14 protein-coding genes are annotated in these 14,370 nt (G+C 72.7%); 8 read left to right on the top strand and 6 right to left on the bottom strand.

Annotation, left to right across the window (positions count from 1 at the left end; all coding sequences use genetic code 11):
• Window positions 1-121: 121 nt before the first annotated feature.
• Window positions 122-382 (bottom strand): 30S ribosomal protein S20, encoded by a 261-nt coding sequence (rpsT, locus tag ACFWEJ_RS19215; RefSeq protein WP_026365415.1) that lies wholly within the window; start codon window positions 380-382, stop codon window positions 122-124.
• 243 nt (window positions 383-625) lie between these two features.
• Here rpsT and ACFWEJ_RS19210 point away from each other — a divergent pair, with 243 nt between their 5' ends.
• Window positions 626-1,747 carry a calcium:proton antiporter gene (locus tag ACFWEJ_RS19210; RefSeq protein ID WP_377230796.1) on the top strand — a complete coding sequence of 374 codons (1,122 nt, stop codon included), beginning with the start codon at window positions 626-628 and terminating at the stop codon, window positions 1,745-1,747.
• A gap of 24 nt (window positions 1,748-1,771) precedes the next feature.
• Here ACFWEJ_RS19210 and ACFWEJ_RS19205 read toward each other — a convergent pair whose 3' ends face one another.
• The 3 genes from ACFWEJ_RS19205 to ACFWEJ_RS19195 all read right to left on the bottom strand — a co-directional run bounded on the left by ACFWEJ_RS19205 (window position 1,772) and on the right by ACFWEJ_RS19195 (window position 3,734).
• Window positions 1,772-2,344, bottom strand: coding sequence for a type II toxin-antitoxin system PemK/MazF family toxin (locus ACFWEJ_RS19205; RefSeq protein ID WP_377230795.1), 573 nt, complete (start codon window positions 2,342-2,344; stop codon window positions 1,772-1,774).
• 92 nt (window positions 2,345-2,436) lie between these two features.
• Window positions 2,437-2,868, bottom strand: a complete 432-nt coding sequence (locus ACFWEJ_RS19200) for a type II toxin-antitoxin system PemK/MazF family toxin (protein WP_377230794.1) — start codon at window positions 2,866-2,868, stop codon at window positions 2,437-2,439.
• A 77-nt stretch (window positions 2,869-2,945) separates the two neighbouring features.
• Window positions 2,946-3,734 (bottom strand): alpha/beta fold hydrolase, encoded by a 789-nt coding sequence (locus tag ACFWEJ_RS19195; protein ID WP_377230793.1) that lies wholly within the window; start codon window positions 3,732-3,734, stop codon window positions 2,946-2,948.
• Window positions 3,735-3,823: 89 nt separating this feature from the next.
• Here ACFWEJ_RS19195 and ACFWEJ_RS19190 point away from each other — a divergent pair, with 89 nt between their 5' ends.
• Window positions 3,824-4,714 carry an aminoglycoside phosphotransferase family protein gene (locus ACFWEJ_RS19190; protein WP_377230792.1) on the top strand — a complete coding sequence of 297 codons (891 nt, stop codon included), beginning with the start codon at window positions 3,824-3,826 and terminating at the stop codon, window positions 4,712-4,714.
• A 47-nt stretch (window positions 4,715-4,761) separates the two neighbouring features.
• Here the strand turns inward: ACFWEJ_RS19190 and ACFWEJ_RS19185 are convergent, their stop codons facing one another.
• Entirely contained in the window at window positions 4,762-5,502 is a 741-nt protein-coding gene (locus ACFWEJ_RS19185) for a maleylpyruvate isomerase N-terminal domain-containing protein (protein WP_377230791.1), read from the bottom strand.
• A gap of 262 nt (window positions 5,503-5,764) precedes the next feature.
• Between ACFWEJ_RS19185 and ACFWEJ_RS19180 the strand changes: the two genes are divergently transcribed.
• Window positions 5,765-7,174, top strand: coding sequence for a hemolysin family protein (locus ACFWEJ_RS19180; RefSeq protein ID WP_377230790.1), 1,410 nt, complete (start codon window positions 5,765-5,767; stop codon window positions 7,172-7,174).
• Window positions 7,171-8,217 (top strand): hemolysin family protein, encoded by a 1,047-nt coding sequence (locus ACFWEJ_RS19175; protein ID WP_377230789.1) that lies wholly within the window; start codon window positions 7,171-7,173, stop codon window positions 8,215-8,217. Before ACFWEJ_RS19180 ends, ACFWEJ_RS19175 begins: the two co-directional genes overlap by 4 nt.
• Before the next feature lie 58 nt (window positions 8,218-8,275).
• Here the strand turns inward: ACFWEJ_RS19175 and ACFWEJ_RS19170 are convergent, their stop codons facing one another.
• Window positions 8,276-8,830, bottom strand: coding sequence for a DJ-1/PfpI/YhbO family deglycase/protease (locus ACFWEJ_RS19170; protein WP_377230788.1), 555 nt, complete (start codon window positions 8,828-8,830; stop codon window positions 8,276-8,278).
• A gap of 148 nt (window positions 8,831-8,978) precedes the next feature.
• On the opposite strand from ACFWEJ_RS19170, the gene lepA reads away from it, so the two are divergent.
• The 4 genes from lepA to ACFWEJ_RS19150 all read left to right on the top strand — a co-directional run bounded on the left by lepA (window position 8,979) and on the right by ACFWEJ_RS19150 (window position 14,321).
• On the top strand, window positions 8,979-10,844 hold the full coding sequence (gene lepA, locus ACFWEJ_RS19165; RefSeq protein WP_377230787.1) for a translation elongation factor 4: 1,866 nt from the start codon (window positions 8,979-8,981) through the stop codon (window positions 10,842-10,844).
• Window positions 10,845-12,188, top strand: a complete 1,344-nt coding sequence (gene hemW, locus ACFWEJ_RS19160; protein WP_377230786.1) for a radical SAM family heme chaperone HemW — start codon at window positions 10,845-10,847, stop codon at window positions 12,186-12,188.
• 127 nt (window positions 12,189-12,315) lie between these two features.
• Window positions 12,316-13,260, top strand: a complete 945-nt coding sequence (locus tag ACFWEJ_RS19155) for a hypothetical protein (protein ID WP_377230785.1) — start codon at window positions 12,316-12,318, stop codon at window positions 13,258-13,260.
• Between the two features lie 92 nt (window positions 13,261-13,352).
• Window positions 13,353-14,321, top strand: coding sequence for a hypothetical protein (locus tag ACFWEJ_RS19150; RefSeq protein WP_377230784.1), 969 nt, complete (start codon window positions 13,353-13,355; stop codon window positions 14,319-14,321).
• Window positions 14,322-14,370 lie beyond the last annotated feature (49 nt).

The following is a 14,370-nucleotide window of genomic DNA, read 5'->3' as shown; positions in this document are numbered from 1 at the left end:
GTTTCGGGCCCAATGACGGGGTAGAAGCGCACATCCGCGCGGGGGTCGCGGCGCGCTGCGCCCGTCCGGGCACGCGAAAGACGCCGTCCGCCCGAAGGCGAACGGCGTCCGACGAAGTGGCTCAGAGAGCGGCGACCGACTTCGCGATGGCCGACTTGCGGTTCGCGGCCTGGTTCGCGTGGATGACGCCCTTGGCGACAGCCTTGTCGAGCTTGCGCGACGCGGTGGCAAGGGCGACCGTCGCGGTCTCCTTGTCGCCGGCTGCGACGGCCTCGCGCACCTTGCGCACGTGGGTCTTCAGCTCCGACTTGACGGACTTGTTGCGCAGACGAGCCTTCTCGTTCGTCTTGATGCGCTTCATCTGGGACTTGATGTTTGCCACGAGTGGACTTCCTGGTGTGTTCGCCTTGCGGCGAGCGGATAGGTCGTAGAGGGCGGTCGCAGGTCCGGGACTGGGGTGGGGACCCGTGGAGAGGAACTGCGACTGTGCCCGCCGACCTGGGCGGACACGCGACCTCCAAGGTTACCAGAGGGTCCGCCCTCTCGTGGGGCGGCACGGTGTGACACCGGCTACGGGCGGCACGCACCGTAAAGGGTCTCTGACGAGCCCCCATAGAATCCGACTATGAGTACCAGGACACTTCGGGGCCGTTTCCAATGGACCGTGGTGGTCCCCGTCCTTGCCCTGGTGCTCCTCGTCGCGACGTGGAGCAACCACGAGCACCCGGTGATCCTCACGGCGATCGGCGCTGCGCTGGTCGGCGCCGTCCTCGCCGCGGTGCACCACGCGGAGGTGATCGCCCACAAGGTCGGCGAACCCTTCGGCTCCCTCATCCTCGCGGTCGCGGTGACCGTGATCGAGGTCGGGCTGATCCTCATGCTGATGAGCGGCGGCAGCGACTCGGCGAGCACCTACGCCCGGGACACCGTCTTCGCCGCCGTGATGATCACCTTCAACGGCATCGTCGGCCTGTCCCTGCTGGTGGGGGCGAGCAAGCACCACCTGGTCAGCTTCAACGCCTCGGGCACCGGGTCCGCGCTGGCCACCGTGGTGGCGCTGGCCTCGGTCACCCTGGTCCTGCCGAGCTTCACGACGTCGGCCGAGGGCGGGGCCTACACCGCGTTCCAGCTCGGCTTCGCCGCGGTGGCGTCCCTGCTGCTGTACGGGGCGTTCGTGTTCACGCAGACGGTGCGGCACCGTGACTTCTTCCTGCCCGTCACCAGCGACAAGTACGGCCGGGTGACCGGCCTGCTCGACGAGGACGGCGACAACCACGCCGACCCGCCCCCCGCCAAGGAGGCGTGGTTCAGCGTCGCGCTGCTGATGATCGCGCTGGTCTCGGTGGTCTTCCTGGCCAAGATGCTCTCGCCCACCATCGAGCACGGGGTCGAGGCCGCGGGCCTGCCCTACACCGTCGTCGGCGTGGTGATCGCGCTGCTCGTGCTCGCGCCCGAGTCGATCGCAGCCGTCCGCAACGCCCTGCGCAACCGGGTGCAGACCAGCCTCAACCTCGCCTACGGCTCCGCCATGGCGTCGATCGGCCTGACCATCCCGACCATCGCCGTCGCGATGATCTGGATGGACGGGCCGCTCACGCTCGGCCTCGAACCGACCCAGATGGTGCTGCTCGCGGTCTCGGTGGTGGTGGCGATGCTGAGCATCACCCCCGGCCGGGCCAAGACCCTCCAGGGCGTGGTGCACCTGGTGCTGCTCGCCGCGTTCCTCGTGGTGTCGGTCCAGCCGTAAAGGTCCAGCAGTAGGTCCAAGCCGTCAGAGCGCGCCGGTGACCTTGTCGAAGATCGCGCGGTCCAGGATCGCGCCCTCGCGGCGGACGGCGTCCGGGTGGATGCGGATCACGCGGTTGAGGCGGACCTCGGACGGGCGGCCGGAGCTGTCCCAGGCGCCGGTGCCGATGTCCATCCAGCGGCGGCCGGCGCGGGCCTCCTGCTCGGCGTCCCGGTCGTGGTCCTGGCTGGTGAGCTGCAGCGCGAGGAGCCAGGGCCCGTCGTTGCCCACGATCAGCACCGGCCGGTCCTTGCCCTGGCTGTGATCTTCCTCATACGGAACCCATGACCACACGACCTCGCCCGGGTCGGGCTCGCCGTCCAGCTCCGGGCGGTAGACCGGCTTGACCTTGCCCTCGAAGTCGCCGGGGTAGCCGTCGGTCTCGGGGAGGTCGCGCCCCGACGGCCGAGGGGCCCGCGGCGTCGGCCGGTCGCCCGAGGGCCGGGAGCCGGCGGGCCGGTCGCCGCCCGAGCGGCGGTCGTTCTGGTCGAAGGCGGTACGGGCCACGGCCTCGACGATGTCGCCGAGCAGCTTGAGCCACGGGTTCTGCTGGTTCACGCTGGGCAGGGTAGCCCGACGCCGGCCCGCGGGCAGGCGGGACGGCGTCGGACGACGCGCCGCGCCGGTCCCGGCCGGACCAGGACGACAAGTCAGGTCAGGTCGAGCGCCCGGTCCATGTACTTCACGACGTCGTTGAACATGGCCTCGGCGAGCACGTCGCCCTCGCGGCGCACGTCGTCGGGGTCGACCCGGATGACGCGGTTGATCCGCACCTCCGACTCGCGTCCCGAGGCGTCCCAGCGGCCGGTGCCGACGTCCATCCAGATGCGGCCGGCGCGCGCCTCCTGCAGCAGGTCGCGGTCGTGGTCCTGGCTGGTGAGCTGGAGGCCCAGCAGCCAGGGCCCGTCCTTGCCCACGAGCAGCACCGGCCGGTCCTTGCCCTGGCTGTGGTCCTCCTCGAAGGGCACCCAGGTCCAGACCACCTCGCCCGGGTCCGGCTCGCCGTCGAGCTGGGGGTGGTAGATCGGGTGCACCTCACCCTCGAAGTCGCCGGGGTAGCTGTTCTCTGATGCGAAGGTCACGCCTGGAACCGTACCGGAACGGGTGAAGTACGCATCCAAGACTTATCAGGCGCATGCAGGCGCTGGCAGCCGCAGGTTCACCCCGCGCACGCCCGCGCGAACTCCGCCAGCTCCGCCGCCATCGGTTCCGGCTCCCAGCTGTGCATGGCGCCCGGCATCTCCTTCTCGGCGCCCTTGGGCACCTGCGCCACGATGCTCGCCGCGGCCACGGGCATCTCCGGGAACGTCTGCGTCCCGTACATCGCCAGCACCGGCATTGCGACGTCGAGCTTGCCGTCCTCCAGCGCGTGCTGCGCCCACGCGAGCGACTGGGCGTCGGCCCGGTAGGCGGCGACGGTGCTCGCGAGCACGGGCCAGTCCGGGGAGGCCTCCATCCCCGCGAGCCACTCGGGCGGCATGTCCTTCATGTAGTGCCGCATGGCGTTCTCGGTGTCGCCCGCGTCGAGCAGGCGCTCGATCTCGTCGGCCCACGCCTGCGTGGTCGCGGCGGGGTCGCCCAGCGGCGCCTCCCAGAGGGCGAGGCCGGTGACGGGCAGCCCCGCGACGGCGGCCCGCAGGCTGACCGAGCAGCCCGACGAGTGCCCGACCAGCACGGCGGAACCGCCCGCGACCTCGATCATCGCGGCGACGGCCGCCAGCTCGCGGTCCAGGTCGAGGCGGCCGTCGGCGGGGCTCTCCCCGCGGCCGAGCCGGTCGAAGGTGACGGTGGTGAGGCCGGCGTCGGCGGCCCGCCGGGCGGTCTCGGCGGTGATCGGGTCGTCGGCGCGGTCCGGTCCCGCACCCGTCACGAAGACGAGGGCCGGTCCGGTGCCGCGCAGGTCGTAGGCGACGCGGTCGCCCTGGCTGGTGGTCGCGTAGTCGGTCATGTCCCGTCCGACGACGGTGGCGCGCGGAACTCATCGGTGGGACGAAAAGCCCTGGCCCGCCCGTCCGTCCCGGTGCCACGGTGTGGCCCATGCGCCTCCACGACGACGAGATCGTCTCCACGCCGGACCTCGTGCACCGGCTGGTCGCGGCCCAGCTCCCGCAGTGGTCCGGGCTGCCCGTGCGGCCGGGACCGGCCGGCGGCACCGACCACCACCTGTTCCGGCTCGGCGACGAGCTGCTGGTCCGGATGCCCAAGATCGCCTGGGCCCAGGACCAGGCCGTCGCCGACGCGCGCTGGCTCCCGCACCTCGCCGCCCACCTCCCGGTGGAGCTCCCCGTGCCCGTGGCGGTGGGGGAGCCCGGCGAGGGGTTCCCGTTCCGCTGGTCGGTGGTGCCCTGGCTGGAGGGCGAACCGCCCGCCCCCGGGAGCCTCGGCGCCGACGGCGTCCGCGGCCTGGGCGAGCTCGTCGCCGCCCTGCGCACGGTGCCCGCGGACGGCGGTCCGGTCAAGGAGGGCACGTCGCGGGGCGTCCCGCTGGCCCGCCTGGACGACGACGTCCGCGCGGCGATCGCCGCCTCCGGCACCCGGGTCGACGGCCCTGCCGTGACCAAGGTCTGGGAGCGGGCGCTCGACGCCCGCCCGGCGACGGAACCGAGCTGGCTGCACGGGGACCTGCTGCCCGGCAACCTGCTGGCGCGGGACGGGCGGCTGACCGGCGTCATCGACTGGGGTGCGGCGGGCGTGGGCGACCCGGCCGCCGACCTGATCCCCGCATGGGGCCTGCCCCTGGCGGACGGCGACCGCGCGGACTTCCGGGCCGCGGCCACGGACGGCCTCGCCGACCCCGACGACGCCTGGGAGCGCGGGCGCGGCTGGATGCTGGTGCAGGCGGTGATCGCGCTGCCGTACTACTGGGACCGCTGGCCGGCCTTCGCCCGAGCGGGCCAGGCCAGGATCGCCACGGTGCTCGCGGGCTGACGCCGCCCGCCGACGCCGCCGGGCGGCGGGCGCCGCCTCGCCGCCCGCTACGGCACGATCGGCTGCGCCAGCGCCGCCTCCAGGTCGCCGCGGTCACCCGTGACGGTGAGCCCTGCCTCGTCCGGCGTCAGCCGGCGCCACAGCGTCAGGGCGAGCGCCTCGGCCGGCCCGGCCACGACGACGTCGGGCGCCACCTCGTCCGCGCGCTCGCCCGGTGCGCCGAGCACCCAGGTGGGCGCGCCGGCGAGGTCGGTCGCCACGAGCACCACCGGGAAGCGGAGCGGCTCCATCCGGCCCAGGCCCACCTGCCGGGGCTGGAGCACCGTGACCACCTCGTCGACCGTGTCGGCCCACACCTCCGGTGCCGCCCCGACGAGGCCCGCCGTGGCCGCGCCCGCGGAGGCGGCCAGCAGGTCGTGCAGGTGCACCAGCGTCTCGTGGGTCTGCCGGCGGTGCCAGAACCGCACCGGGCCGGGGCCCAGGGGCGCGGGGTGGGTCAGGACCCGGCAGTCGGCCTCCGGGTCGAGCTCGGACAGCGCCTCGCGCAGGACGGCAGCCTGCGCGGCGTAGTGCGGCGCCAGGTCGAACGGCCCCTCGCCCAGCGCCGCGCCCTTGACCCCGCGGGCGTTGCCCGCGGCCCAGTGGTGCACGTCCGAGATGTGCTCCACGAGCTCGCGCACGGTCCAGCCGCCGCAGGCGGGGATCCGCGCGTCGGCGTCGGCGGAGGGAATCGCGGCCAGGAAGTCGTCCTGGAACCGGGCCAGCAGGGCCAGGTGGTCGAGCGTCATGGGCCGAAACGTACCGCGCCCCACCGACACCGGATCCCCCCCGGTGCGCGGAGCGGGACAGCGCTCCGGATGACGACTTCCGCGAGCCGTGGAACCGTGGACCCAGCTCCGACGTTCTCCACGCGATGCGCGCCGCGCATCCGGCCCGAGGCCCTCGGTCCGAGACACAACCGCACGATCACCAGTGAAGGATCATGGACCCCGACAGTCATAGTCCCGGCCCGAACGCACGTCTCCGCACCGCCGAGGGGAGGTGGATGCGTTGACCTGGGTGATCTCCCTCCTGCTGGGGGTCGTGGTGATCCTGGTGATCACCGCCGTGACGGGGTACTTCGTCGCGCAGGAGTTCGCGTACATGGCGGTCGACCGCGCGCGGCTCGCCTCGCGCTCCGAGGCCGGCGACGCCGGGGCGCGGCGCGCGCTCGGTGTGACCCGGCGCACCAGCTTCATGCTGTCCGGCGCGCAGCTCGGCATCACGGTGACCGGCCTGCTCGTCGGCTACGTCGCCGAACCGCTCGTCGGCGAGGCGCTGGGCGAGGCCCTCGGCGGCGTCGGCGTGCCGGTCGGCACGGGCGTCGCCATCGGCACCGTCCTCGCGCTCCTGTTCTCGACGCTCGTCCAGATGCTGTTCGGCGAGCTCGTGCCCAAGAACCTGGCGATCGCGCGGGCGGAGCCGGTCGCGCTGTGGCTGGCCCGGTCCACGACGATCTACCTCGCCGTCTTCGGCTGGCTCATCAAGGTGTTCGACGCCGCGTCCAACGCGCTTCTGCGCCTGCTGCGCATCGAGCCCGTGCACGACGTCGAGCACTCGGCGACGGCCCGCGACCTGGAGCACATCGTCGCGGACTCGCGCGCCAGCGGTGACCTGCCCGGCGACCTGTCGGTGCTGCTGGACCGCATCCTGGACTTCCCGCGCCAGGACGTGGAGCACGCCATGATCCCGCGCGCCCGCGTGGGTGTGGTGCACAGCAAGGACACGCTCGCGCAGGTGCGCGAGCTGATGGCGGCGGGCCACTCCCGCTACCCGGTGGTGGACGACGACGGCGAGGTCACCGGCGTCGTGCACCTGACCGACCTGCTGGCCGCGGCGCCGGAGGCGACGACCGTCGCCGACCTGCTGCGCCCCGCGCTCGTGCTGCCCACGTCCATGGCGCTCCCCGACGCCCTGCGGGAGCTGTCGGCCACGCGCAACCAGATGGCGTGCGTCGTGGACGAGTACGGCGGCTTCGCCGGCGTGCTCACCGTCGAGGACCTCGCAGAGGAGCTCGTCGGCGAGATCACCGACGAGCACGACGACGAGATCGACCCCGTGACCGCGGCGTCGGACGGCGTCTGGGTCATGGCCGGCGACGTCCACCTCGACGAGGTGGAGCGCGCCGTCGAGCGCGACCTGCCGGAGGGCGACCACGAGACGATCGCGGGGCTCGCCATCGCCGTGCACGGCTCGCTGCCCGCGGCGGGCGACGTCGTCGACGTCGTGCTGCCCGTCGACCCCGCCACCCTCGTGGCCGCGGACCCGCCGCCGCCCGAGGTGCTCCGCATCGAGGTGCTGGACGTGGAGCGGCACGTGCCGTCCCACGTCCGGGTCACCGTCGTCGAGGCGCCCCCTGAGGACGAGGCGGAGACCCCCGCCGGCCACCACGCAGGTTCCGCGAACGAGGAGACCCGATGAGCAACCCCTGGGTGGTCCTCGCCGCGACCGTCCTGATCATCGCGCTGAGCGCGTTCTTCGTGGCCGTGGAGTTCGCGCTCCTGGCCGCCAAGCGGCACCGCCTGGAGGACGCCGCGCCCACCAGCCGGTCCGCGCGGGCGGCGCTGCGCAGCTCCAGCGAGCTCACGGTGCTCCTGGCCGGCTCGCAGCTCGGCATCACGGTGTGCACCCTGGCGCTCGGCGCCATCACCAAGCCGGCCGTGCACCACTGGCTCACGCCGGTGTTCGAGACGTGGGGCGCGCCCTACTGGGCCGCCGACGTCGCGGGCTTCGTGCTCGCCCTGATCATCGTCACGTTCCTGCACCTGGTCGTGGGGGAGATGGCGCCCAAGTCGTGGGCCATCGCGCACCCCGAGGCCAGCGCGACGATGCTGGCGCTGCCGATGCGGGCGTTCATGGTCGTGACCCGGCCGGTGCTCGTGGCGCTCAACGGCGCCGCGAACTGGTGCCTGCGGCGCGTCGGCGTCGAGCCGGCGGACCAGGTCGCCTCCGGGCAGGGCCCGGAGGACCTGCGGCACCTCGTGGAGCACTCGGTCAGCGTGGGTGCGCTCGACCTGGCCTACTCGACCCAGCTCTCGGGCGCGCTGGACCTGCGCCGCCTGACGGTCGAGGACCTGCTGGCCGACCACGCGGCGCCGTCCGCCGTGGGGCACCACGCCACCGCCGCGCAGGTGCAGGAGGCGTCCCGCGCCTCCGGCCACCTGCGCATCCTGGTGCAGGGTGAGGGCGGGCGCCCGGAGGGCGTGGTCCACGTCCGGGACACGCTCCTGCTGGCCGACGACGCGCCCGTCACTGACGTGACCCGGCCAGTCTTCGAGCTGGCCGCGGACGTGCCGCTGCACACCGCCCTGACGAGCATGCGTGAGACGGGCAACCACCTCGCCGTCGTGCCGCGGTCGGACGCCGACGGGCCGGACGGGCCCGCGGCGGACTTCGGCGTGGTGACCCTCGCCGACGTGCTGCGGCGCCTGCTGCCGCGCACGACGGCGGGCCAGCCCGTCTGACCGGGCGGGCCTGCCGCACAGGCGGGCCCGCCTGCGGTGCCGGCGCGGTGCCGGCGGCTCAGTCCTCCAGCACCGCGTCGACCTCGCGCAGGAATGCGGGCAGGTCGCCGGGTGTGCGGGACGTGACGAGCGGGAACCCGGCGCCGTCGTCCCGCACCGCCTCCTGGTCCACCCAGGTGCCGCCCGCGTTGCGGATGTCGGTGGCCAGGGACGGGTAGCTGGTGAGCGTGGCGCCCTTGAGGCGGTCCGCCTCCACGAGGGCCCACGGGCCGTGGCAGATCGCCGCGACCGGCCGGCCCGAGGAGGCGAACGCCTCGACAGCGGCTACGGCCTCGGGCCGCTGGCGCAGGTTGTCGGCGTTGAGCGTGCCGCCCGGTACGAGCAGCAGGTCGAAACCCGCGGTGTCGACGGCGTCGATCGTGGTGTCCGGCCGGACCGTCTCGCCGGGTTTCTCGTCGCTCACCAGGGTGCGGATGTCGCCGGGCTCCGCCGCCGCCACGGTCACCACCGCCCCGTGGTCGCGCAGGTGCCGCACGGGCACCAGCAGCTCGTCCTGCTCGACGCCGTAGTTGGTCACGATGGCCAGAACCTGCTTGCCGGTCAGGTGCGTCATGGTTCTCCTCCGTCGATCGTGTCGCTGTCCCGCGACCGTAAGCACGACCGCATCCCGCTCGCACGGGACGTGGGAGAATGGCAGCTGGCCCCCGCCCATCCCGGCCACGATCCTGACGACACCACCCTGACGACGGAGCGAGAACGCTTTGCCCATCCCCGGTCCTGCGCTCACGGCGCGCATCCAGCCGAATGCCACGGCGCCCGAGCTGATCCGCAACTTCTGCATCATCGCGCACATCGACCACGGCAAGTCGACCCTTGCCGACCGCATGCTCCAGCTCACGGGTGTCGTCGACGCGCGCGCGATGCGCGCCCAGTACCTGGACCGGATGGACATCGAGCGCGAGCGCGGCATCACCATCAAGTCGCAGGCCGTGCGCATGCCGTGGGAGCTCGACGGCACCCCGCACGCCCTGAACATGATCGACACCCCGGGCCACGTCGACTTCACCTACGAGGTCTCCCGGTCGCTGGCCGCGTGCGAGGGCGCCGTGCTGCTGGTCGACGCCGCGCAGGGCATCGAGGCGCAGACCCTGGCCAACCTGTACCTGGCCATGGAGAACGAGCTCGAGATCATCCCGGTCCTGAACAAGATCGACCTGCCGGCGGCCCAGCCGGAGAAGTACGCCGAGGAGCTGGCGAACCTCGTGGGCTCCGACCCGGAGGACGTGCTCAAGGTCAGCGGCAAGACGGGCGTGGGCGTCGAGGCCCTGCTCGACCGCATCGTGCAGCGGGTCCCGGCCCCGGTCGGCGACCCGGACGCCCCGGCGCGCGCCATGATCTTCGACTCCGTCTACGACACCTACCGCGGCGTCGTCACCTACGTACGGGTGGTCGACGGCGACCTGAACCCGCGCGAGAAGATCGCCATGATGTCGACGAAGGCCACGCACGAGCTGCTGGAGATCGGCGTCAGCGCGCCCGAGCCGCACCCGACCAAGGGTCTCGGCGTCGGCGAGGTGGGCTACCTGATCACCGGCGTGAAGGACGTGCGCCAGTCCAAGGTCGGCGACACCGTGACCAACGCGGCCAAGCCCGCCACCGACGCGCTCGGCGGCTACAGCGACCCCAAGCCGATGGTCTTCTCGGGCCTGTACCCGATCGACGGCTCGGACTACCCGGTGCTGCGCGACGCCCTGGACAAGCTCAAGCTCAACGACGCCGCGCTCAACTACGAGCCCGAGACGTCGGTGGCCCTCGGCTTCGGCTTCCGCGTGGGCTTCCTCGGCCTGCTGCACCTGGAGATCGTGCGCGAGCGCCTGGAGCGCGAGTTCAACCTGGACCTCATCTCCACCGCCCCGAACGTCGTCTACGACGTGACGCTGGAGGACAACACCCAGGTCGAGGTGACCAACCCGTCGGAGTTCCCCGGGGGCAAGATCAAGGAGGTCCGTGAGCCCGTCGTCAAGGCCACGATCCTCACCCCGGCCGAGTTCGTGGGCGCCGTCATGGAGCTCTCGCAGTCCAAGCGCGGCGACCTGCAGGGCATGGACTACCTGTCCGAGGACCGCGTCGAGATGCGCTACCACCTGCCGCTCGCCGAGATCGTCTTCGACTTCTTCGACCAGCTCAAGTCCAAGACCCGCGGCTACGCGTCGCTGGACTACGACACGTCCGGCGACCAGGTGGCCGACCTCGTGAAGGTCGACATCCTGCTGCAGGGCGAGCAGGTCGACGCGTTCAGCGCCATCGTGCACCGGGACAAGGCGTACTCCTACGGCGTCATGATGACGGCGAAGCTCAAGGAGCTCATCCCGCGCCAGCAGTTCGAGGTGCCCATCCAGGCGGCGATCGGCGCGCGCGTCATCGCCCGCGAGACCATCCGCGCCATGCGCAAGGACGTGCTCGCCAAGTGCTACGGCGGTGACATCAGCCGGAAGCGCAAGCTGCTGGAGAAGCAGAAGGAGGGCAAGAAGCGCATGAAGAACATCGGCTCCGTCGAGGTGCCGAAGGACGCGTTCATCGCCGCGCTCTCCTCGGACTCGGACGGCCCCAAGGACAAGAAGAAGTAGGTGCCCGCTCTTCCTCCCGGCATCCCCGTGCCCGACGACGGCGGGCTGCCCGCCTGGGCGCGCCCGTCGGGCCCGGTCGCCACCGCCCAGCCGTTCGGCGTGTACGTGCACGTCCCGTTCTGCACGGTGCGCTGCGGGTACTGCGACTTCAACACCTACACGGCGTCCGAGCTGGGCGGCGGCGCCAACCAGGCGGCCTACGCGACCACCGCGCTGCGTGAGGTCTCCCTCGCGCGGCAGGTCCTGTCCGACGCCGGACGGTCGCCCGCCGCGGTCTCGACCGTCTTCTTCGGCGGCGGCACCCCGACGATGCTGCCCGCCGAGGACCTGGCCCGCGTGCTGACCGGCATCCGGGAGGCGTGGGGCCTGGCGGACGGCGTCGAGGTCACCACCGAGGCCAACCCGGACTCCGTCACGCCCGAGTCCCTGCGCGTGCTGGCCGACGCCGGGTTCACCCGGGTCTCGTTCGGCATGCAGTCCGCGGTGCCGCACGTGCTGGCGACCCTGGAACGCACGCACGACCCTCTGCGCATCCCCGACGTCGTGCGCTGGGCGCGGGACGCCGGCCTGGACGTGTCGCTGGACCTCATCTACGGCACGCCGGGCGAGTCCCTGGACGACTGGCGCACCAGCGTCGAAGCGGCGCTGGCCACCGGCGTCGACCACGTGTCCGCCTACGCCCTGGTGGTCGAGCCGGGAACGAAGATGGCGGCGCAGGTGCGCCGCGGCGAGGTGACGCTGCCCGACGAGGACGACCAGGCCGCCAAGTACGAGCTGGCCGACGACCTGCTCACCGCGGCGGGCCTGCGCTGGTACGAGGTGTCCAACTGGTCGCGCCCCGGGCACGAGTGCCGGCACAACGTGGGCTACTGGCGGGGCGACGACTGGTGGGGCGTTGGCCCCGGCGCGCACAGCTACGTGTCGGCGCCGGACCCGGCGTCCGACGCCGCTGTGGGCGACACGGCGGACGGCGACGAGCCGCCCGCCGGCGTCCGCTGGTGGAACGTGAAGCACCCCCGCGCCTACGCGACGCGGCTGGAGGCCGGGCACAGCCCGGGCGCCGGCCGCGAGCTGCTCACCCGCGAGGAGGCGCACCTGGAGCGCGTCATGCTCGGCGTGCGGCTGCGCGAGGGGCTCGACCTCGGCGTGCTCTCGGCGCAGGGGCGTACCGCGGTGGCGGGCCTCGTGGCCCGCGGCCTGCTCGACGGCCACGCCGCCCTCGGGGTCGGTACGGCCGGCTCCGGGACGCCGGGCGGCACCTCCGGCGCGGGGACCGCGCGCGCCGTCCTGACGCGCCGTGGGCGCCTGCTGGCCGACGCCGTCGTGCGGGACCTGACCGCCTGATCCGCGCTCCTTTTCTTCACGCAAAAGGTCCTTTTCGTTTGTTTGCACGGTGGGCGAAACCGTCGATATCTTGTGCTGTTCATACCGTTACGAGGCGGCTCGGTCCCGCCTGACAAGGGGCACGCGCATGAGCAACACCTACGGTGGCTGGAACCCGCAGGATCCCTCCTCCGGACAACGTCCGGACCCCCGGTCGCAGGGCGGCCAGCCACCGCAGCAGCCCGACCCGTACGGCCCGCGCGACCCGTACGGCCGCCCCGCCAACCCGTACGGCCGGCCGGACTACCAGCCCCCGCAGTACCCGCACGGCGGCTTCCAGCAGCAGTACCAGGCGCCGCAGCAGCAGGTCCCGGCCTACGCGCCGGTCCAGGAGCCGGAGCCGAGCCCTGACGACGTGCCCCCGACGATCGGCGGCGCGTGGCGCTGGGCCTGGGGCGCGTTCGGCGCGAGCTGGGGCATCTGGGTGCTGATGAGCCTCGCCCTCGGTGTCGCGCAGGTCGCGGTCGTCCTCCTGTTCAGCCCGTCCACCATGGACGCCCTGTCGAGCTCCACCGACCCGGCGGCGCTCGACGCCGCGCTGGCCGCCGGCCAGTCGTTCGAGGCCAAGGCGCTGGGCGCGGCCGGCACCGCGATCAGCTTCCTGCTGCAGGCCCTCCTGTACGCGGGTGCGCTCGCCGCCACCCGGACCCGCACGGTCCGGTTCCGGGACTTCTTCCTGCTGCGCGGCTTCGGCGGCCTGGTCGGGTACGCACTGCTCGCGGGGGTGATCGGGTTCGTCAGCACCGTCGTCCCGGTGGCGGGCGGCCTGATCCAGGTCGTCTGCACGCTCCTCCTGCTCCCTGTGCCCTTCCTGCTGCTCAACGGCGTGGGCTTCGGCCGGGCGCTCGGCCGCGGCGTCGGGCTCGTGCTGTCCCACCTCGGCGCGGCCCTCGCGTTCTTCGGGATCTTCGCGGGCCTGGCCGTCGCGTCGATCTTCACGTGCGGGACCGGCCTCGTGGTGGTCGCGCCGGCGATGCTGCTGATGGGGGCGTGTCTCGTCCAGCGGTGGACCGGGGAGCCGGTCCGGTCCTGACCTGCGGGTAACAACTCCGCGGTTGCACATGCGGAATTGCGGAGAAAAGGTGAAGGTGGCTTCGGATCACTGAACAGTGAAAAGGGGATCACATGACCGAGAACACTCCGCAGAACCCGTACGAGCCGGGAGCCGGCGGCCCGACGCCGCCGCAGAACCCGGCCGGCGGTCCGGCACAGCCGGGCGGGCCCGCGCAGCCGCCGCCGTACGGCGCCGGCGAGCAGTCGCCCTACGGCACCGGCCAGCAGCCGCCCTACGGCGGCGCCACCCAGCCTCCGCCCTACGGCGGCGCGGGTCAGCCGCCGGCCTACGGGGGTCAGGGCGTGCCCTACGGCACGCAGTCGGCCGCGCCGTTCGCCGTCGGCGAGGCACTGAGCTTCGGGTGGAGCCGCTTCACGGGGAACTGGCTCTTCTGGGTGCTCTTCGTCCTGCTCTCGTTCGCCGTGGGCGCCATCTTCAACGCCAGCTCGTTCGGCGACTACCAGGAGATCAACCAGGCCGCGATGCGCGGCGACATCAGCTCGTCCACGGCGACCGGGGTGTCGTTCGGCGGTTCGCTGCTCGGGCTGATCGGCGGAATCATCAACTCGATCCTCGGCGCCCTCGGGATCAACGCGGCCCTGCGTGAGGTCTCCGGCGAGAAGGCGACCTGGGGCACGCTCTTCAAGGTCAACAGCTACCCGATGATCATCCTGGCGGCGCTCCTGCTGCTGGTCGCCGGCTTCGTGGGCCTGCTGCTGTGCGGCCTGGGCCTCATCGCCCTGGCGATCTTCGCGCCGTTCACCTACCACAACGTGGTGGACCGCAACCTCAACGCGTGGGACGCGCTGACCGGCTCGTTCCGCCTGGTGGGGCAGAACTTCGGCTCGGTGTTCCTGCTGGAGCTCGCGCTCCTGGGCATCAACATCGTGGGCGCGCTGGTGTGCGGGCTCGGCCTGTTCGTCACGATCCCGCTGTCGCTGCTGGCGCTGGCCTTCGCGTTCCGCCGCCTCACCGGCGGACCGGTCGCCAGCGGTCCGGCGACGGCAAGCCCGGGCACGATGGGTCCCGCCGTCGCCTGAGCCGCCCGACCGATCGCCGAGTCAGCATGCTGGTCGCCGACCAGCATGC

This window comes from Promicromonospora sp. NPDC060204 (assembly GCF_042728455.1).
In the GTDB taxonomy this organism is placed as follows: Bacteria; Actinomycetota; Actinomycetes; order Actinomycetales; family Cellulomonadaceae; genus Promicromonospora.
Note: the sequence above shows the minus strand (reverse complement) of the source record. Positions and strands in the feature narration are given on the sequence as shown.